The 17919-nt window shown below is 56.6% G+C and carries 14 protein-coding genes; 8 read left to right on the top strand and 6 right to left on the bottom strand.

Annotated elements, in window-relative coordinates:
* Positions 1–31: 31 nt before the first annotated feature.
* The 4 genes from J4E58_RS26385 to J4E58_RS26370 all read left to right on the top strand — a co-directional run bounded on the left by J4E58_RS26385 (position 32) and on the right by J4E58_RS26370 (position 5650).
* Complete coding sequence (locus J4E58_RS26385; RefSeq protein ID WP_087088239.1) at positions 32–1522, top strand: aldehyde dehydrogenase; 1491 nt, start codon at positions 32–34, stop codon at positions 1520–1522.
* A 207-nt stretch (positions 1523–1729) separates the two neighbouring features.
* Positions 1730–3013, top strand: coding sequence for an FAD-binding oxidoreductase (locus tag J4E58_RS26380; protein WP_087088237.1), 1284 nt, complete (start codon positions 1730–1732; stop codon positions 3011–3013).
* A 448-nt stretch (positions 3014–3461) separates the two neighbouring features.
* Complete coding sequence (locus J4E58_RS26375; RefSeq protein ID WP_009043206.1) at positions 3462–4010, top strand: cupin domain-containing protein; 549 nt, start codon at positions 3462–3464, stop codon at positions 4008–4010.
* 371 nt (positions 4011–4381) lie between these two features.
* Positions 4382–5650, top strand: coding sequence for a HepT-like ribonuclease domain-containing protein (locus J4E58_RS26370; RefSeq protein WP_158247367.1), 1269 nt, complete (start codon positions 4382–4384; stop codon positions 5648–5650).
* A 213-nt stretch (positions 5651–5863) separates the two neighbouring features.
* Here the strand turns inward: J4E58_RS26370 and J4E58_RS26365 are convergent, their stop codons facing one another.
* The 3 genes from J4E58_RS26365 to J4E58_RS26355 all read right to left on the bottom strand — a co-directional run bounded on the left by J4E58_RS26365 (position 5864) and on the right by J4E58_RS26355 (position 9087).
* Complete coding sequence (locus J4E58_RS26365) at positions 5864–6646, bottom strand: hypothetical protein (protein WP_178082615.1); 783 nt, start codon at positions 6644–6646, stop codon at positions 5864–5866.
* Entirely contained in the window at positions 6646–7557 is a 912-nt protein-coding gene (locus J4E58_RS26360; protein ID WP_143481868.1) for an endonuclease/exonuclease/phosphatase family protein, read from the bottom strand. Before J4E58_RS26360 ends, J4E58_RS26365 begins: the two co-directional genes overlap by 1 nt.
* Before the next feature lie 444 nt (positions 7558–8001).
* Positions 8002–9087, bottom strand: a complete 1086-nt coding sequence (locus J4E58_RS26355) for a hypothetical protein (protein ID WP_087088233.1) — start codon at positions 9085–9087, stop codon at positions 8002–8004.
* Between the two features lie 720 nt (positions 9088–9807).
* Here J4E58_RS26355 and J4E58_RS26350 point away from each other — a divergent pair.
* On the top strand, positions 9808–10080 hold the full coding sequence (locus tag J4E58_RS26350; RefSeq protein ID WP_087088229.1) for a hypothetical protein: 273 nt from the start codon (positions 9808–9810) through the stop codon (positions 10078–10080).
* A 279-nt stretch (positions 10081–10359) separates the two neighbouring features.
* On the opposite strand, the gene J4E58_RS26345 is transcribed toward J4E58_RS26350, so the two are convergent.
* Entirely contained in the window at positions 10360–11289 is a 930-nt protein-coding gene (locus J4E58_RS26345; RefSeq protein ID WP_087088227.1) for a DUF6602 domain-containing protein, read from the bottom strand.
* A gap of 609 nt (positions 11290–11898) precedes the next feature.
* Positions 11899–12201, bottom strand: a complete 303-nt coding sequence (locus J4E58_RS26340; RefSeq protein WP_085530445.1) for a hypothetical protein — start codon at positions 12199–12201, stop codon at positions 11899–11901.
* A 283-nt stretch (positions 12202–12484) separates the two neighbouring features.
* Between J4E58_RS26340 and J4E58_RS26335 the strand changes: the two genes are divergently transcribed.
* From J4E58_RS26335 to J4E58_RS26325, 3 genes are all read left to right on the top strand, one after another.
* A complete protein-coding gene (locus tag J4E58_RS26335) occupies positions 12485–12991 on the top strand; it encodes a sigma-70 family RNA polymerase sigma factor (protein ID WP_087088224.1) in 507 nt (168 codons plus the stop codon).
* Positions 12988–13953 carry a FecR domain-containing protein gene (locus tag J4E58_RS26330; protein WP_087088222.1) on the top strand — a complete coding sequence of 322 codons (966 nt, stop codon included), beginning with the start codon at positions 12988–12990 and terminating at the stop codon, positions 13951–13953. The genes J4E58_RS26335 and J4E58_RS26330 overlap by 4 nt, the downstream gene beginning before the upstream one ends.
* Positions 13954–14049: 96 nt before the next feature.
* Positions 14050–16887 (top strand): TonB-dependent receptor, encoded by a 2838-nt coding sequence (locus tag J4E58_RS26325; RefSeq protein ID WP_087088220.1) that lies wholly within the window; start codon positions 14050–14052, stop codon positions 16885–16887.
* Positions 16888–16938: 51 nt separating this feature from the next.
* Here J4E58_RS26325 and J4E58_RS26320 read toward each other — a convergent pair whose 3' ends face one another.
* Positions 16939–17880, bottom strand: coding sequence for a LysR family transcriptional regulator (locus tag J4E58_RS26320; protein WP_087088218.1), 942 nt, complete (start codon positions 17878–17880; stop codon positions 16939–16941).
* Positions 17881–17919: the final 39 nt, after the last annotated feature.

Genomic DNA, 17919 nt, shown 5'->3' with positions numbered 1-17919 from the left:
GCCGTTCCTTATCCTGCGTTGAGTATTTGCCATGACTAAATCCCGCAGCGACTGGGAGCAGCGCTTCCAGTCCTTGACCCTCGAAGGGCGCGCCTTTATCGACGGCCAGTATTGCCACGCCGCCAGCGCGGCCACCTTCGAGTGCATCAGCCCGGTGGACGGGCGCTTTTTGGCCAACGTTGCCAGCACCGACGAGGCCGACGCCAACCGGTCGGTGCAGGTGGCACGCCAGGCGTTCGAGTCCGGCGTGTGGTCGCGCAAGGCCCCGGCCGAGCGCAAGCGCGTGCTGATCCGCTTCGCCGATTTGATCCTCGAGCACCAGGAAGAACTGGCGCTCCTGGAAACCCTGGACATGGGCAAACCCATCGGCGATTCCCTGAGCATCGACGTGCCGGCCACCGCCAACGCGATCCGCTGGAGCGCCGAGGCCATCGACAAGATCTACGACGAAGTCGCGGCCACGCCCCACGATCAACTGGGCCTGGTGACTCGCGAAGCCTCAGGCGTGGTGGCGGCCATCGTGCCGTGGAACTTCCCGCTGATCATGGCCAGCTGGAAATTCGCCCCGGCCCTGGCGGCGGGCAACTCGTTCATCCTCAAGCCTTCGGAAAAGTCGCCGCTGACCGCGATCCGCATCGCCCAGCTGGCGCTGGATGCCGGCATCCCCAAGGGCGTGTTCAACGTGCTGCCGGGCTACGGCCACACCGTGGGCAAGGCCCTGGCCCTGCATATGGACGTGGATGTGCTGGCGTTCACCGGCTCCACCGCGGTGGGCAAGCAACTGCTGGTGTATTCCGGCCAGAGCAACATGAAGCGCGTGTGGCTGGAGGCGGGCGGCAAGAGCCCCAACGTGGTGTTCGCCGACGCGCCAGACCTGCGCGCCGCGGCAGAAGCGGCGGCCAGCGCTATCGCCTTCAACCAGGGCGAAGTCTGCACCGCCGGTTCGCGCCTGCTGGTGGAACGCTCGATCCGCGAGCAATTCATTCCGCTGCTGGTGGAGGCCCTCAAGGCCTGGAAACCCGGGCATGCCCTGGACCCTGCGACCCGCGTCGGCGCGCTGGTGGATCAGCGCCAGCTGGACAACGTGCTGCGCTATATCGGCATCGGCAAGGAGCAGGGCGGCCAACTGCTGGCCGGCGGCGCGCGGACCCTGGAAAGCACCGGCGGCCTGTATGTCGAGCCGACCATTTTCGACGGCGTGACCAATGCCATGACCATCGCCCGCGAAGAGATCTTCGGCCCGGTGCTGTCGGTGATCAGCTTCGACACCGAGGAAGAGGCACTGACGATCGCCAACGACAGCATCTTCGGCCTCGCCGCCGGGGTCTGGACCAGCAACCTCAGCCGCGCCCATCGCTTCGCCCGTGGCCTGCGCGCCGGCAGCGTGTGGGTCAACCAGTACGACGGCGGCGACATGACCGCGCCGTTCGGCGGCTTCAAACAGTCGGGTAATGGTCGCGACAAATCGCTGCATGCCTTCGACAAGTACACCGAGCTGAAAGCGACCTGGATCAAGCTCTAGGCGCTTTACGAAAACTCGTCGAGCGGCGATCAGGCAAGGCAAAAACAGGCGAGGAACGGCCGGGGTCGCGTTCGACTGTAGGGGCCTACATGAGCATTCCGAGCCTGTTTTTAACGCAGCCTGATCGACGCGCAGACAGTTGTCGTTAAGACGACTACCTATAACAACGGCGGGGCGGGCTACGACCCGCACCTGCTGGGGAACTTCATGATGCAAACCTACGTAAACAGCTACTACGCCGCGACCCGCAACCAGACCGCCGACTTTCCTGTATTGGAAGAAATGGTCGAGTGCGACGTCTGCGTGATCGGCGCCGGCTACACCGGCCTGTCCTCGGCGCTGTTCCTCGCCGAGGCGGGCTACAGCGTCACCGTGCTCGAAGCGGCCAAGGTCGGCTTCGGCGCCAGCGGGCGCAACGGCGGGCAACTGGTCAACTCCTACAGTCGCGACGTCGACGTGATCGAGTCGCGTTATGGTGAAAAAAGCGCCGAAGTGCTGGGCAGCATGATCTTCGAAGGCGCCGACATCATTCGCCAGCGCATCCAGCATTACGACATCCAGTGCGACTACCGCCCGGGCGGGATCTTCGCCGCCATGAACAAGAAGCAGCTCAAGGGCCTGGCCGAACAGAAGGCCAGCTGGGAGCGCTACGGCAACCACAACCTGAAGCTGCTGGACCAGGCGCAGATCGCCCGGGAAGTCGGTTCCGACGCCTACGTCGGCGGCCTGCTGGACATGCAGGGCGGGCACATTCACCCGCTGAACCTGGCCCTGGGCGAAGCCAGCGCCATCATCGGCCTGGGCGGCAAGATCTTCGAGCAGTCGGCGGCGCTGGAAATCACCTACGGCGAACCGAATATCGTGCGCACCGCCAAGGGCGTGGTGCGCGCCAAGTACCTGCTGATCGCCGGCAACGCCTACCTGCAGCAGGACCTCGACCCACGGGTGACGCGCAAGAGCATGCCGTGCGGTTCGCAGATCGTGGTCACCGAACCGCTGTCGGAAAAAGTCGCCCGCAGCCTGATCCGCAACAACTACTGCGTCGAAGACTGCAACTACCTGCTGGACTACTACCGCCTCACCGCCGACAACCGCCTGCTGTACGGCGGCGGTGTGGTCTACGGTGCCCGCGAGCCGAACGACATCGAGCAACTGATCCGGCCGAAGATCCTCAAGACCTTCCCCCAGCTCAAGGACGTGAAGATCGACTACCGCTGGACCGGTAACTTCCTGCTGACCATGTCGCGCATGCCGCAATTCGGCCGCATCGAAAAGAACGCCTACTACATGCAGGGCTACAGCGGCCACGGCGTCACCTGCTCGCACCTGGCCGGCAAACTGATCGCCGAAATGATCCGCGGCGACGCCGAACGCTTCGACGCCTTCGCCTCGCTGCCGCACATGCCGATGATCGGCGGCCGCACCTTCCAGGCCCCGCTGACCGCCATGGGCGCGGCGTACTACGCGCTGCGTGACCGCTTCGGTATCTAAGCGACAGGGCACATGGGCATGGCACCCCGCGTTCCTGCTCTTGTAGGAGCGCAGCTTGCTCGCGATGAACGATAACGCGGAGCGCCAGACACTCCGCGTCGCCAGGTTTGGCGCCCGCTGCGTCGGAATGCCGCCCAGGTCGTACGCAGCCTCGCTAACGCTCGACAGCGGCTACAGACCCCAGACGGCCCCAGCACCGGGCCAACCCCGGCTCAACGCCGACCTGTAGCCGCTGCCGAGCCCCAACGCGGCTGCGCCGAGGTTCGCAGGACCTCCCAAGGCCCGCAAACCCACCGTAAAATCCCCGTAAACCCCTCATCGCCAGCCCTTACAGCAGCGCCGTCAAACATGTTTAAATAGCCGCCTTTCAGGCTCCAGAGGCACCCAAATCGCGACAATCGCGACCCAAGCGCCGAATACCCTTAAGTTCCTCTCGCATAAGGCTGTTATGGACACGGGCACCCGACTCAAACTCGTTCGCGAAAGCTACAAACTGTCCCAGCGCGAGCTGGCCCGGCGCAGCGGCGTGACCAACGCCACCATCTCCCTGATCGAACAGAACCGCGTCAGCCCCTCCGTCAGCTCCCTGAAAAAGCTGCTCGAAGGCATCCCCATGTCCCTGGCCGACTTCTTCACCTTCGACCAGCCCCCGCGCGAACACCAATACGTGTTCCGCGCCAACGAACAACCCGACCTCGGCCGCGACGGCGCCCGCCTGCTGCTGATCGGCGCCGCCCTGCCAACCCGCCAGATGCGCTTCCTGCGCGAACAATACGCCCCCGGCGCCAGCTCCGGCGACGAACCCATAGTGCACAGCGAAGGGGAGGAGTGCGGCCTTGTCACCCGTGGCACAGTGGAATTGACGGTGGATGGGCAGGTGAGCGTGCTGAACCCGGGGGATGGGTATTATTTTCCGACGACCTTGCCGCATAAGTTTCGGAATATTGGGCAGGATGAGGCGGAGATTATTAGTGCGAATACGCCGGCGAATTTTTGAGTTGGGTAACTCCTGAAGTGCTCTCTTGATCTTGAGCGGCTAATGATAGCCGCTCATCACGGCTGTGATTTTGCGGGGTGCTTTTGAGCTATCTCCCGGATCTTGGATACTGACGAGTAATGTAGACATCTGCTAGGTGGAGGAGCGTCTGCTTTCCGCCAAAAGTGGTCGTTCGATGGGCGGTCGCAAGGCGATTTGGGAATAACGTCCTCTAACTCAGCTAAAAGACACTGATCCTAGGTAGGCCCAGCAAAAAACACCGTGAGCGGAAGGATTTTTGACGTCGCTCTCAATGATTCACTGAATGTATCGATGACGTGATGATTTCAAAACGATATCATCGCCAGTATCAACTTAACGAAGAAATGGTAATGGAAAACCTTAAAGTCGAATACCTTGCAATAGTCAATTCTAAGGAAGGGTTCTGCAACTCAATTTCCGCATTTAATAATTTAATTCAATCATATAGCAGTATAGAAATAAAAACCAAAGGGCTGGTATTCGACGGGGTAAGGTTTGACTATGATGTTCAACAAGGAGAAATACAGAACAATAGTCACATTTTTTTTCACGTGCGACTAGGCTGTCAAAACAAAGCCGAGATAATAACATTCTTGTCACTATTAAAATCAATAAGGACCATTTTAGCCAAGGCGGCCGAAAGACCGGTTGAGGTCCTATGGGATGATATTAGTAGCAGTCTCTCCTCAGCTGCCTACCCTGTGATACATGAAATTGAAAACATGATGCGCAAGTTAATCACGAAATTCATGCTTACAAAAATCGGTCTAGGCTGGACAAAAGAGGCTGTCCCGAGAGAAGTTTCGGAATCCATAAAAACGAAGAAGAACGCAGCAGGAAACAACTATCTTTTTGAGACCGACTTCATTCAGCTTTCGGACTTCCTATTTAAGCCTTACTCAACTGCAAGCTCTTCTAAGCTTATGGAGAAAGTTCGATCAGCAGTATCAGCCAGCGAAATAAATATTGAAGAACTAAAGGAGCTTGTTCCAACCTCAAATTGGGAAAGATATTTTCAGCCGATCGTTAGCTGTAAGAGCGAGTATTTACAAACACGCTGGGCAAAGCTGTATGAGTTGAGATGTCTTGTGGCGCATAACAACTTTATTGGTCACGATGATTTTGAAAATATACTAAAAATATCCGGAGAGGTTAAGGATAAGCTCGGCGAAGCATTGAGCAAACTTGACAGTATTTACATGTCCCCGGAGCAAAAAGAAGAAGTTGCCGAAAACATCGCGACCACCGTAAATAGCACGCACGCGGAGCTCATTTCTATTTGGATTTCTATTCAGCAGTTGCTCATCGAAACTGCCATGAATGCACTGCATCACGAGCAAGCTCGTAAATTAATAAAAAACAAAACTTCGACGCGGCTTATCATTGACAAGCTTGTAGAGGAAGGCATTATATCTTCCGAGCAGGCCCAGGAATTAGTGAAGCTCCAATTATCTCGCGATATCATCGTACATAACGTCGATGCCGAACTTAACGATTCCGTCTTAATTACTGCAGATCGAGTTAAACATGAGTTGATAGAAGTTCTCGAGAGCTTTGATGAAACTTCAACACTACCACTCACTGACTCGCTGCTCGAAATTAAAGACTTGGCTGGATAGGGTTGTTATTTCTAAACTAACTTTCCTTCTATAGGGGTACGCGGTGTCAGACCACCATATTCATAAGTCGTGTGTGTCTGCGTGTTATAAACATAGTTTGCCCCCGAATTTCTGCTGTTTATTAAAAAAAGGGAGCGGTATTGTTAGCGCCCAAAAACACCAAACAGGGGACGGATTTATTTGATTGAAAGTAGAGACGTCCCCTTTGTCAAATCAGTAGGAAGTGTTGTCTGTTTCACTTGACTGATGTTCACGACTTACCTTGCCCACAATAGGCTCTGCTGCTGGGGCATTAACACTTTTTGGTTTTACGGCGACTTTAGGGACTGCTGGCTTTGCGGCGGATTTGGCAGCAGGCTTCTTTGCAGCGGCTTTAGCGGCTGCCGACTTTACGGCGGGTTTGGCAACAGGCTTCTTAGCAGCGGCTTTAGCGGCTGCCGGCTTTGCTGCAGGCTTGGCAGTATACCTCTTCGCAGTGGTCGCCACCGCTGCCGGCTTCACTAAACTTAAACGGGAAGATTGGCCTGAATCAGACACGTTTGATTTCTTCTGCGCTCCAGACTCTGACGCTTTTTGAATCAAATTATTTACGGCATTACCAAACCCAACAGAAGATAGGAGCTCAGACAGCCCAGTGACGAGGTGCGTAGCATTGTTGCAACTCAACTCCTGGCCATCAAATTTAATTATGCAAGGATATCCTGTAGCGCGTTGCTTCCAGCCTGCTACATCCTCAGTAAATAATCCATTACTCGTCTTAAGTGACAAAAGAATTCTATCATTTCTAAGATAATTCGACTCTACGCCTGCGACAAACTCTGCAATTGACTCGATCTGGGCTCTTGTAGACACACCGCGATCCAAAATTAGTTCACCTGCCGCATATTTTTTTAAATCGGAATTAATGCTATCAAAGATCTTATCAACTTCAGCGATGGCCGCTAGGCACTTATTTGATTTTTCAACACCTTTCTGAACAAAACTGAGGAAATCCATTAAACGACCCTCTTCAAATTACAGGTAATGGGATAATGGTCAGAGAAATCACACCATTTTAAAGTGCTGTCGGATATATTTAAAGTGGTCATTATTTCTACGCCGCTTCCTACGAAGCTCCAGCCATCCTTTAGAAAACCGGACGAAAGAATGATTTGATCAAAAGTTCTCCAATTTGTCATTTGCTGTGAGTCGGTACTAACACAAGTTCCTGCCGGCAAATGGGTTCCAGTTACAAGATCGGTCATTCCAATTAATCGCCAGAAAGGATTGAATAGAGCATCGCTACGCGCCCTCACGTAACTAATATCCCTACTAGCCTTCAATGCCATCTGAATGGATCTGCTGAATGGCTCGTCGTTGAAGTCTCCGCAAATGACAATTAGCGCATTTGGATCATCATCATATATATCCTTAACGTACCCCCTAAGCTCTGAGGCTATCTCTGTCCTAATGTGCGAGTCTTCAGAATACGTACGTAAGCTTTGCCAGTGGCACAAAATCAACCATAGATCTACAGCATTGTGTAATTTTAAGCGTAGTCTTCGGCCGACCTTAAGATGCTTAGCGGACACATCCGATTTGGCATTGAGATCCACTACTTCGCTTGTTGGAGAGAGCTTTTCGTGATTGTAAACAATGCCGTAGTCGTCTATTTTGTTGCCGTCTTTTGAATAAAGAGAACGAACGGTATAGAGCGCATATTTTGGGTCAATCAATGTGGCTGCGAGGATACGACGCTCCAACTCAAGGCAATTATCTTCATTGACTTCGCAAAGGCAAAGAAGGTCGACGCCCGAATCTAGCATGCTCAGAATTACAGTAATAAATTCTGCCGTCACCACACCAGGCTTCGCTTTGGATGCGGGTGCAGATAAATGGCAATTCCACCAGGCGATCTTTAGATCCATGACCTTTCCTATACCCTTAAGTCGCCAGTCTATGACTATAAAACTTCATACGAAGTACTTTTTATACACGAGCATTCGCGCGATTGCACTGCTTTCAATGACTGATGCCAAATAGCCATATAGAGCGTGCCCTTTTAACTCATCGAGGCATAAGTACTTTAATTCGCAACAGGTTTCTTAGACGTCTCTGGCTGGCTGCTTCTGGCCGATTACTGCCCTTGGCGAGAGGCAGAAGACGGCCAATAGCTGCCAGTCACGAAAGGCTATTTTCGACCCAAAGCAGCCGGTGGCGACAGGCAGAAGTCGGCTAATAGCTACCTCTCATCAACAGTAATTACTGGTCGGGCTCTACCCACGGCCGTCTACCTCTCTGCCCCATATATAAGTTCTTGAAAAGGGACACGTCCGCCACTAATACGGATTACATCCCGTAGTGGCTATCCTTTACTCGTCGACAGCATTCAATTGCTGGAGAGTATGTGTCGGATGTCGTCCCACCTGAAGCTTGTAAAGAAGAAATAGGCCTTCCGGCATCGGCAGGCCATCTTCGTAGTCTCGCCAGCGATCTTCGGTAACGAACACAAGCGCTGCGGCTTGGGCCTGGGTCTGCTCCATTGCATCACGCAGCGCGATAATCTCTTCAACCTTCGCTTCACGATGACTACGGCGGGGCCAAAGCCGTGGAAGGCTGCTGTTTTTATTGACAAGCCGAAGTCTAACGTCATCCCAGTCCAGCAATAGGGCGACATCTGCGGTAGTGTCGCCGACGCGTCGAGCACCAAGGCCGATGATTGACTCTGCACCAGCTTCCTTGTACTCGCGGATTGCCAGTTCAATTGCTGACCTGGCTTGTGCTACCTGGTCTTTGGACAAGTTGCGTAGAGCCAGATGCACCTCGCCTACCGCTTGTACACTTCGTCGTGCACGCCGCCGAATATCGATTTTCTGAGGTTGCTCATCCAGAACTCGGAGCTTGAAGTCTTTATCTGCCCTAAGAGTCTCTTTGTTTGCATAAAACGTTACTGTCTCGACCCAGCCGTTGGCATCTCTCATCCGATCATCGTCTGCTACAAAACCGTGCACAGCAGTAGCCTTATGCTGAACGTGGTTCCTTAAACTGCACATAAATCGATAGTCCAAGCTTCGGTAAAATGCCTCATTTAGTTCCGACTTGGCCACCTGGCTGAAGCTAGGAACCAGGTCCAAGCACTTGAAGTCCTGCACCACCTGGTCGGCATAGGCTCGCATAGCGGTAAGCGTATTCACGACATGGCGATTTGCTGTCTCTAGGATTTCAGCTGAATCCATGTACCGATGTTGGGGCTCTACTTTGTTACGCAGGCAAATTTCGGTGAAAGCGAGTTCCATGGCCAGAAAATTGCCAAGCAATAATTCGTATCGTTGCTCGAAAGCCAGTGCCTCGGACAACACGTTTCGTGCATGCGCAAGCTCCTTGTAGCGCTCCTCGGAGATGCTCAGTTGCAAGCGCGGACCAATAATGAATTGTTCAAGAATGTACTCAGCAGTCACTTTCCAACACCTTGTATTCGACTTTCCGTGAGCATAGCTTCGCTGGCAAACCGGTGGCTAGGCTCTACTCGCAGCGGCTACTTGAATGACCGTCCGCTTCTGGCCGAGGGTGTGTAAAAACGTTTTTGAGCGCGACAGGTACTCAAAACTGGACTGGAAATCGCGCTTCTACGCAAGATCCACATCTGCTGACGTGCCGATAAATTTCAAATTTCACGTAGACGCGCACACTTCAATTTTGGCGAAGCGTTTTTACACACTCTGGGCCGTTTTCTGCCGGTCGCCACCGGCAGCTATTGGCCGATTCTGTTGAAAAAGTCGGCCATGGTTTGCGCATCAGAAAAGTACGCGTCCGAGATTGAAATCTTTACTTTTGGCAGGGCTTCCCGGACTCGGATTTCACGTAGCAGCGTGCAAAAAAGGCGCTTTCACCAGTCAATGATCAGGCAGTTTGGGCAGACCGACTTTTTCAACAGAATCGGCCGAAAACAGCCATTCAAAAGCTGATCACGGCATATTTTTGAAACGATAAACCGAACAACCTTCCACCTAAAAGCTGTCCTCGAGCGAATACCGCTTCTATAGTTCAACTCGTCATTGTTGGCTGATGACTGGTCATCGCGGGCCAAAAAACTATGTGCATAGCGCCTCATCCATCAACTGACTCCCTGCTTGGTTGCAGGGTGAGGGCAGGGCTTAAATACTCATGGAGCTTCATCAATGACCCGCACAGAAATTTGCAACCTCGTTCCACTCACCCGCAACGACACCGACCACCCCGTCCTCTACCTGGACGCCAACGCCTCGCTCTCCGATCTCTACACCTGCGCCCAGCAACGTATCGGCGCTGCCTGCAATCTGCTGGAAATCCTCGACTGCGCTTCCGGCGCTCAAGATGTCGCTCAGATCCGCTTTGCCATTGGCCTGCTGCTCAGCGATGGCTGTGATCTGTTGCGCGCCTTGGGTGATACAACCCGGTCCTTGAATACTTAATTCCGACAATCAGCGACCGGGCGTTATAAGTCCGGTTGTCACCTTGGCCTAGCAAAGAGAAAGGCAAGGGGGGAGCCATTTTTGTCTGGGAGTCACGTATGCGAAGGGTGGCGGTTAAACAAAAAGCCCTTACTCAAGGGCTCCCCTTAGTTCTGTTATTTCTGCAGGGGATATGACGCACAGATAAATCGAATCGTCGAGCAGTTTGAAACAGTGCCCACGTGTCAAAATCAACGGCAGTCCGCCAATTATCAATCTGTTCCTCTTTCCAACGCAGGATCAATGCTTCTGTTCGAGGTCGACAAACATTACATCCTCTTTGCTTTGGATGTACCGCCCCATATCAGGATACAACACAGATACTGTGGTTAATCCCTGATGAAACAAGGTGCAAAAGTGCCTTAGGTGCTCAATCGATTGGGCTTCTTGGGGTAGGATCAGGCGATGTTTCATCAGGGAAACTTTACGTTTACTGCTACCGTTCTGGTCAGTGAGTGTCAGCAGTTGCGACGGAAATTGGAAAATTGAGCCACTAGGGTGCAGGTAGGCTATCAAGCCATCGTTGAGGCTAAGGATCACATTATGTCTATGGCAAAACGGGTGTTTTGGATGTTGCTCCGTGTAACAGTCGACGATTTCGCAAAGATGTTTTTGCAGATTGAAGCTGAATGACTCGCAAATCAGGAAAGTGAATATCTGGTCGAGCTCGTCCCGCTCTGGCTCGAAGATGCTATCTCGAACACCTCCACTCTTTAGGGTGTACACGTAAGACGGTTTGTACAATGAATCACGTAAAGACTTGAGCTTTGCCAGCTTGCGTAGCGCCAATTTAAGTTCTGATAGGCTCATGCGTGATTTGATCTCGCCAACTGCACAGACCGACTCAATGGGAAAGAAACGTTGGCGGTGATCATCACGAATTAGTGGAGTAACGGTCTTGTCGTAGATGACAATGTCGCATTGCGAGCTAATACGTCCACCAGAGGTCACAACAAAACCAGAGTCCACTCCCATTCTCTCAGGGCTAAACAGTTTTAGAAAATCGCTAACAATACGTTCTCGATAAACTCCAAACTCCTGGGAGTGCACAAGCTTCCCATTCTCATCGACGAATAGCCGGCGGGAACTCTGAATGAACGAAGCTACAAAACTTCTGATCTTTTCATCTAATAATGTAGAGAGAGCGTTGTCTGGCTGTTGTTTACTCACCTGATACCTCGAAATTGATAGAAGTTAAGTAGTTTACAGGTTTTTCAGGGGAGGTGAAGGTTCATGTTTCTATAAGCTTCATTGGGCAAGAGGTTAGTTGATAGAGGGAGGGGGGGTCTTAGTTCTGAAGGATGGAAAGGAGGTGGATCTATTGTTCTTATCCTAAAGGTTCTTTCTTCGTTAATAGGCGCTGCTCATGAAGAGCAGTTCTTGATCAAAATTAAATACTAAAATTAGAAGCACTATCATTAATGTGGATCTTACATGCGCGACAACAGCGTCGTTTCGTCCGTCGCCCAATTGTATGCGAATCATCACCGCTGGCTGCATCGGCGGTTGAGGCACAGTTCCGATGCCGAGGAGACTTCGCCGGAGGACGGCACTTGCTGATCGAGACACTGTTGCAATTGGATTCGCTGCTGCTGGAGTTATCGTCGTGGGTACGAGAGATTCTCTTTTTGTCCTAACTCGACGACTTGACCTACCCACAGATCGCCGCACAGTCGGGCCTGAGATCAGGCTACGTGAAACCCTGGCAATCTACTGCTCGCTCAAAACAAAAAGGCCCCGACAAGTCGGGGCCTTTTGCTTCAAGCCGCTGCCACCCGCTCAGTTAGTACAAGTAAGCCGTGAATACTTCGGCGGATCTAGCAGGATCCCCGGGGTCATGAAGGTCGAGCAGTTGAAGACGCGGCCCTTGGCGGTGGTGGCTTTGAAGGTCAGTTCCGAGCCGCCGAGGAAGTCTTCCTTGCCTTTGGTGACGGGACCCATGGTGAGTTCGTCGGTCGAGGCCAGGCCAATGGTTTCCGCGGTGACTTTATGTATTTGCAAGACATTGGGGTTGGTCGAGCAACCGGCCAAGGTAGCCGCCAGAAGCAGTAACGCGGGGGCAAAGAGGTGGTTTTTGTTCATGGCATATCTTCCTTAATAGTGTTTCGCCCTGGTTATCAGCGATCCTCAACGGGGCACGTCAGAAAACGTGGAGTCAGGGAATCTGGCACGGCCGGCCCCTGTTAAATCTGACTCAATAGGGGGATTTATTTCAGCATGGCGTTGGAGGGGGGCATATAGGGCAAATGTGCTATGCCGAGGGCATTTCAGGGCCCTGCTAAAACCCGAGCCATTTCCTCGGTGCTGTACAACGCCTGTCGCCAAACTCTAAAATGAGAAGCATTATCATTAATGCGGATCTGACATGCACGACGACAGCTTTGCCTCGCCCGTCGCCCGGTTGTATGCGAACCATCACGGCTGGCTTCGCGGCTGGTTGCATCGGCGGCTGGGGCACAGTGCCGATGCCGAGGACCTGGCCCACGACACCTTTGTCCGCGTGATGCGCTCGCAGGAGGATGTGCGCGAGCTGCGCCAGCCCATGGCGTTTCTCGCGACCATTGCCAATGGCTTGCTGATCAATCGCTGGCGGCGCCAGGCGATCGAGCGGGCTTACCTGGAAGCGCTGGCGGCGCGGCCGGTGGCCGAGGAGCCTTCGCTGGAAGAGCGGCACTTGATGATCGAAACCCTGTTGCAGCTGGATTCGCTGTTGGTGGGGCTGTCGTCGCGGGTGCGGCAGATTTTCTTCTTGTCTCAGCTCGACGGCTTGACCTACCCGCAGATCGCCGCACGGTTGAACCTGAGCGTGGCCCAGGTGCAGCGGGCCATGGGCAAGGCGTTCAGTGTCTGTTACGCGAGCCGTTTTGAATGAGTGGCGCCGTGGTTGATCCGCGGGTGCGGGACAGCGCCATCGACTGGATGGTCCGCGCGCAGTCCGGGCTGATGAGTGATGTCGAGCATCAGGCTTTGCAGCAGTGGCGGCAGGCGAGCGCCGAGCATGAATACGCCTGGCAGCGGGTCAGCAGCTTGCCGCTGATGCTGCAGCCTGGGGCCAATCTGTTGGCCGATGCCACGGCGCGGCGGGCACTGGAGTCGGCCGGTGCCGATCCGCAGCGGCGTCGGCAGGTGCTCAAGTGTCTGCTCGCCCTGGGATTGTTCGGCGGGGTTGCCTGGCAAGGCGCGGATTCCACCCTGGTGCGTTCGGCCCTGGCGACTTACCGCACGAGTATCGGCGAGCGTCGGCGCTGGGCCCTGGCGGACGGTGGCTCGCTGTGGCTGAACACCGCCAGCGCCGTGAACCTGGAGCTGACCGCGCAGCGGCGCAGTGTGCAGTTGGTCGAGGGCGAGCTGGCGCTGGATACGCCGGCGGAATCGGCATCGCTGCAACTGCTGACCCCGGACGCGGTGCTGTACGGCCGCGGCGCCAATCTGCTGGTGCGCCACGACCGCCAGGGCACCCAGGTCACGGTGCTGCGTGGCCTGGTGCAGGTCAGTGCGCGGCGCCATTGGCTACCGGTGCCGCTGCAGGCCGGTTGGCAAACCCGGATCGACAGCCAGGGCGTCGCGGCACCGAGCCGTGTTGATCCGTTTATGGCCCAGGCCTGGCTGCGTGGCATCTTGCCGGCCGAACGCATGCGCTTGGATACCTTGCTGGCTGAACTTTCGCGTTATCGCCCGGGCTTTTTGCGTTGCAGCGAAGCGGTCGCGGCCTTGCGCGTGACCGGCAGTTTCCAGCTCGACGACACCGATGCCGCGCTGGCGCTGGTGGCCAATACGCTGCCGGTGCGCATCGAGCGACGAACCCGTTACTGGGTGACTGTGGTGCCGGCCTGAAAATATTTTTTCCCCGGGGCGCAGTTTTTTCGATCTGGCTTGGCCTTCAGGTATGACCCACCGGGACAGGTGGGTGCCAACCCCTAGGAGCCTTGCATGATCTTCCCCGCCCGAGCCTTGTGTGCCCGCACCTTTGGCCTGCTTTTCCTCAGCCTGCAGCCGCTGTGCGGCGCGGCTGTTTTCGCGGCTGGCGAGCGCCAGCACTACAGCATCGACGCCGGCCCGCTGGACCAGGCGCTGTCGCGTTTTGGCGTGCAGGCAGGCATCAATATGGCGGGCAGCGCCACGCTGACAGAAGGCAAGCGCAGCCAGGGCCTGCAAGGCGATTTCAGCACCGAGGCGGGCCTGGCGCGGTTGCTGGCGGGAACCGGCCTGGGCTATCAGCGCCAGGTTGACGGCAGCTTCGAGTTGTATCGGGCGGGCGGGGATATGGTGCTGCCGTCGCAGAAAGTCGTCGGCGAAGATCTGGAGCAGAAGGAGGTGTATTCGGCGCCGCGCTCCTCGCTGTACATCTCCGGCGAGGACATGCAGCGCTTTGGCGTGATCTCGGTCGGCGACGTGCTCAAGGGCCAGCCTGGGGTGCAGGTCGGCGACAGCCGCAACGGCGGCGGCCTGGATGTGAACATCCGCGGCATCCAGGGCCAGAGCCGGGTGGCGGTGACGGTGGATGGCTCGCAACAGGCGCTGGATGTCTATCGCGGGTATGCCGGCACCCAGCAACGTAGCTACATCGACCCGGACCTGATCAGTGACATCGCCATCGACAAGGGCCCGAGCCTGACCTCCAGCGCCATCGGCGGCACGGTGAAGATGCGCACCCTTGGCGTCGACGACATCCTGCGGGACGGCAAGAACATCGGCCTGCGCTTGAAGGGCGACCTGTGGAACAACGGCGTCGCTCCCGCCTCGCGCGATAGCCATTCGATGACCGAGGAGCTGTTCTCGGAGCCGCATCGCAGCCGTGGTGGACTGTTCGGTTCGAAGGCCGAGTCCGGCAGTGCCGCGTTCGCCTATAGCCATGAGTTTTTCGACGTGGTGGCGGCCTACGCCCACCGCAACCAGGGCAACTATTTCGCCGGCAAGAAGGGCCAGGACCGCTATCGCACCTATGACCGTCATGGCCGTGAAGACATGACGGTGGCCACCACCTATAACGCCGGCGAGGAGGTGCTGAACTCCTCTTCGGAGACTGAGTCCTTCTTGCTCAAGACCACCCTGCGCCCGGTGGACGGCCACACTTTCGACCTCGGTTACCGCCGCTACGATGGGCGCATCGGCGAAATCATGCCGTCGGACATTTTCCGTTTCGGCACCGGCGGCATCTACCAGTACCCCCTGGGCCATACCAAGATCGACACCTACACCGCGCGCTACCACTACCTGCCGGACGGCAATCCGCTGGTGGACCTGACGGCCAGCCTATGGATGACCGACGCGCAAACCAGCCAGCTGACCTCGGTAGCGGCCCCGGCTTCGCAAGCCTATCGCTCGGACCGCAAATGGAGCCGGCAGGCCGACCGCCGCATCGGCGGCGACCTGGCCAACACCTCACACTTGCAGAGCGACTATGGCGATTTCAAGCTGGACCTGGGTGGCTCGTTCCAGGTCGAGGACTTGCGCCCGCAAAAGGGCGTGGTCACCACCCAGGACGACATCAACGCCAACCGCATGCTGCGCGAAGGAGAGCGGCAGGAGTTCAGCCTGAACGGCAAGCTGGAATACCAGCCGGTCGACAGCCTGACCCTGTGGGGCGGCGGTCGTTATACCTATTACCGCAGCAAGGACCACGTCGCCCAAGCGACGGCGCGCTGGGAGGAACGCGACTTGAGGTACCTGCGGGTCTTGAACGCGGACACCTCCGGCAACATGCTGTGGTTCCCGGATTCGAACGGGCAGTACACCGACGCCACGGACCCGCGGTTGAACAATGGCATTGTCTTCAACAACACCAACTATCCGTTCGAGGGCATTCGCTACAACGACTTCGGTGCGACCGACTCGACGGTCTATCCGTCGCAGGTGGGCGAGGTGGTCAGCGGTTATGACTATTCCGGCAAGCAGAGCAACAGCGGCGGCGCCTTTGCACCGGCCTTCGGCATCAATGTCGAAGTGCTGCCAGACACCTTCGTCTATGCGTCCTATACCCAGGGCCTGCGCATGCCCTCGCTGTTCGAAACCAGCCAGGGCGTGTTGCAGACCACGCCGGGCAAAGGCCTGAAACCCGAACGTTCCAGCAACTGGGAAATCGGCGCCAGCACGCTGCACAAGGGCCTGCTGCTGGACAACGACTCGGCGGCGCTCAAGATTGCCTACTTCAACAACAGCATCAAGCACTACATCACCCGCTACTACGACCCGAGCCCGGGCCTGATGGGCCAGATGCGCTTCAGCAACACCGACAGCTTCAAGACCAGCGGCCTGGAGCTGCAGTCGCACTACGACGCGGGCCGGGTGTTCGCGGACTTTTCCTCCACCTACTACCTGAAGACCGAAACCTGCGACTCGGCCTTCGCCGCGCGGCTGCGGGCCAGCAGCAATCGCTATCGGGACTTGAGCAACACGCCGGACTGCACGCCGGGCAGCTTCATGGGCTCGTACTCCAACACCCAGAACCCGCCACGCTTCTCGGCGAACCTGACCTCGGGCCTGCGCTTTTTTGACCAGTCCCTGACCGTCGGCGGGCGCGCCACCTACAGCTCCGGGCCGACGGTCAAGGCCGACGAGAACTGGCAGACCGGCGCGACCACGCCGCAGCTGGTCTACCGCGAGGTGGCGTTGTTCGACCTGTTCCTCAACTACAAGTTGAAGGAGCACACCCACCTCAATGTTTCGCTGCAAAACTTGACCGATCGTTACTATCTGGACCCGCTGGCGCAGAGCTTCATGCCGGCGCCGGGGCGGACGCTGCGCGTGGGGGTGCTGACGAAGTTCTGAGGGCAGGGCGGGGCCATCGGCCGGCGGCAGGTGCTGGTCGATCGTTGCCTGTCAGCGGGCAGGGCTGGCGGTCAGGTCGCCGTCGTCTATCGGCGTCAGCCCTGTGACCAGGGCCTCCAGCAGGACTCTGACCTTGGGCAGCGTTTCACGACTTTTGACCCAGGCCAGGTTGATCGGCATTCCCTCGCTTGCCCGATGGGCAAGCACCTCCACCAAGGTCCCTTCGTCCAGCTGCCGCTGGATGAGCCAGGACGGCAACTGCGCGATACCGCAACCGGCCATGGCCGCCATCACGATGCCTTCGCCATTGCCCACCACAAGCTGGGCGGCGACTTGCCGGCGCGTCGTGGCGCCCTGGTCGTCGGTGAAATTCCAGGGGTTGATCCGGCCATCCACCCAGCCATAGGCGATGCACTGATGCTGTTGCAGATCGTGCTCGGTCAGCGGGACGCCCTGCCTGGCCAGATAGGCGGGGGAGGCACAGAAGAGGTGTCGCTCGCGGGCCAGGCAACGCTGCCCCAGCGTATCGGGCCAGGCATCCGCGCCGCCAATACGCACAACGATGTCCACGCCTTCCTTGAACGGGTCGACGAAACCGTCGGAGAAGGAAATATGCGGCGTCAGCGCCGGATGATCCTGGGCAAGGCGCAGCAGGATCGGCAGCACCTGGGCGCGACCGAAAGCCCCTGGCAGGTCGATGCGAACACTGCCGCGGGCCTCGTTGGCTTCGGCCTTGAGTGCAAACTCGGCGTCTTCCAGGTCGGACAGCACACCGGTGCAGGTGCGATAGAAGGTCATTCCCGCGTCGGTCAGCGCCACGCATCGCGTGGTCCGATGCAGCAGGCGAGTGCCCAGCCGGCCCTCCAGGCGCGCGATGCTTTTACTGACGGCGGAGCCTGTCAGGTGCATTTTCTCGGCGGCGGCCGTGAAGCTGCCAGACTCGGCCACGCAGACAAATACATCGATGCCCTTCAAGCGTTCGGAGGAAAACATAGACATTCCTTATTCGTGAATCTGGCTCCACGCACCCGG

The organism is Pseudomonas sp. FW305-25 (assembly GCF_017351415.1).
Lineage (GTDB): Bacteria > Pseudomonadota > Gammaproteobacteria > Pseudomonadales > Pseudomonadaceae > Aquipseudomonas > Aquipseudomonas chlororaphis.
This window is presented reverse-complemented; position numbering and strand designations above follow the sequence as displayed.

Coding starts and splice junctions, on each gene's coding strand:
- J4E58_RS26385 (WP_087088239.1), top strand. CDS start 32: ATGACTAAATCCCGCAGCGACTGGGAGCAGCGCTTCCAGTCCTTGACC.
- J4E58_RS26380 (WP_087088237.1), top strand. CDS start 1,730: ATGATGCAAACCTACGTAAACAGCTACTACGCCGCGACCCGCAACCAG.
- J4E58_RS26375 (WP_009043206.1), top strand. CDS start 3,462: ATGGACACGGGCACCCGACTCAAACTCGTTCGCGAAAGCTACAAACTG.
- J4E58_RS26370 (WP_158247367.1), top strand. CDS start 4,382: ATGGAAAACCTTAAAGTCGAATACCTTGCAATAGTCAATTCTAAGGAA.
- J4E58_RS26365 (WP_178082615.1), bottom strand. CDS start 6,646: ATGGATTTCCTCAGTTTTGTTCAGAAAGGTGTTGAAAAATCAAATAAG.
- J4E58_RS26360 (WP_143481868.1), bottom strand. CDS start 7,557: ATGGATCTAAAGATCGCCTGGTGGAATTGCCATTTATCTGCACCCGCA.
- J4E58_RS26350 (WP_087088229.1), top strand. CDS start 9,808: ATGACCCGCACAGAAATTTGCAACCTCGTTCCACTCACCCGCAACGAC.
- J4E58_RS26340 (WP_085530445.1), bottom strand. CDS start 12,201: ATGAACAAAAACCACCTCTTTGCCCCCGCGTTACTGCTTCTGGCGGCT.
- J4E58_RS26335 (WP_087088224.1), top strand. CDS start 12,485: ATGCACGACGACAGCTTTGCCTCGCCCGTCGCCCGGTTGTATGCGAAC.
- J4E58_RS26330 (WP_087088222.1), top strand. CDS start 12,988: ATGAGTGGCGCCGTGGTTGATCCGCGGGTGCGGGACAGCGCCATCGAC.
- J4E58_RS26325 (WP_087088220.1), top strand. CDS start 14,050: ATGATCTTCCCCGCCCGAGCCTTGTGTGCCCGCACCTTTGGCCTGCTT.
- J4E58_RS26320 (WP_087088218.1), bottom strand. CDS start 17,880: ATGTTTTCCTCCGAACGCTTGAAGGGCATCGATGTATTTGTCTGCGTG.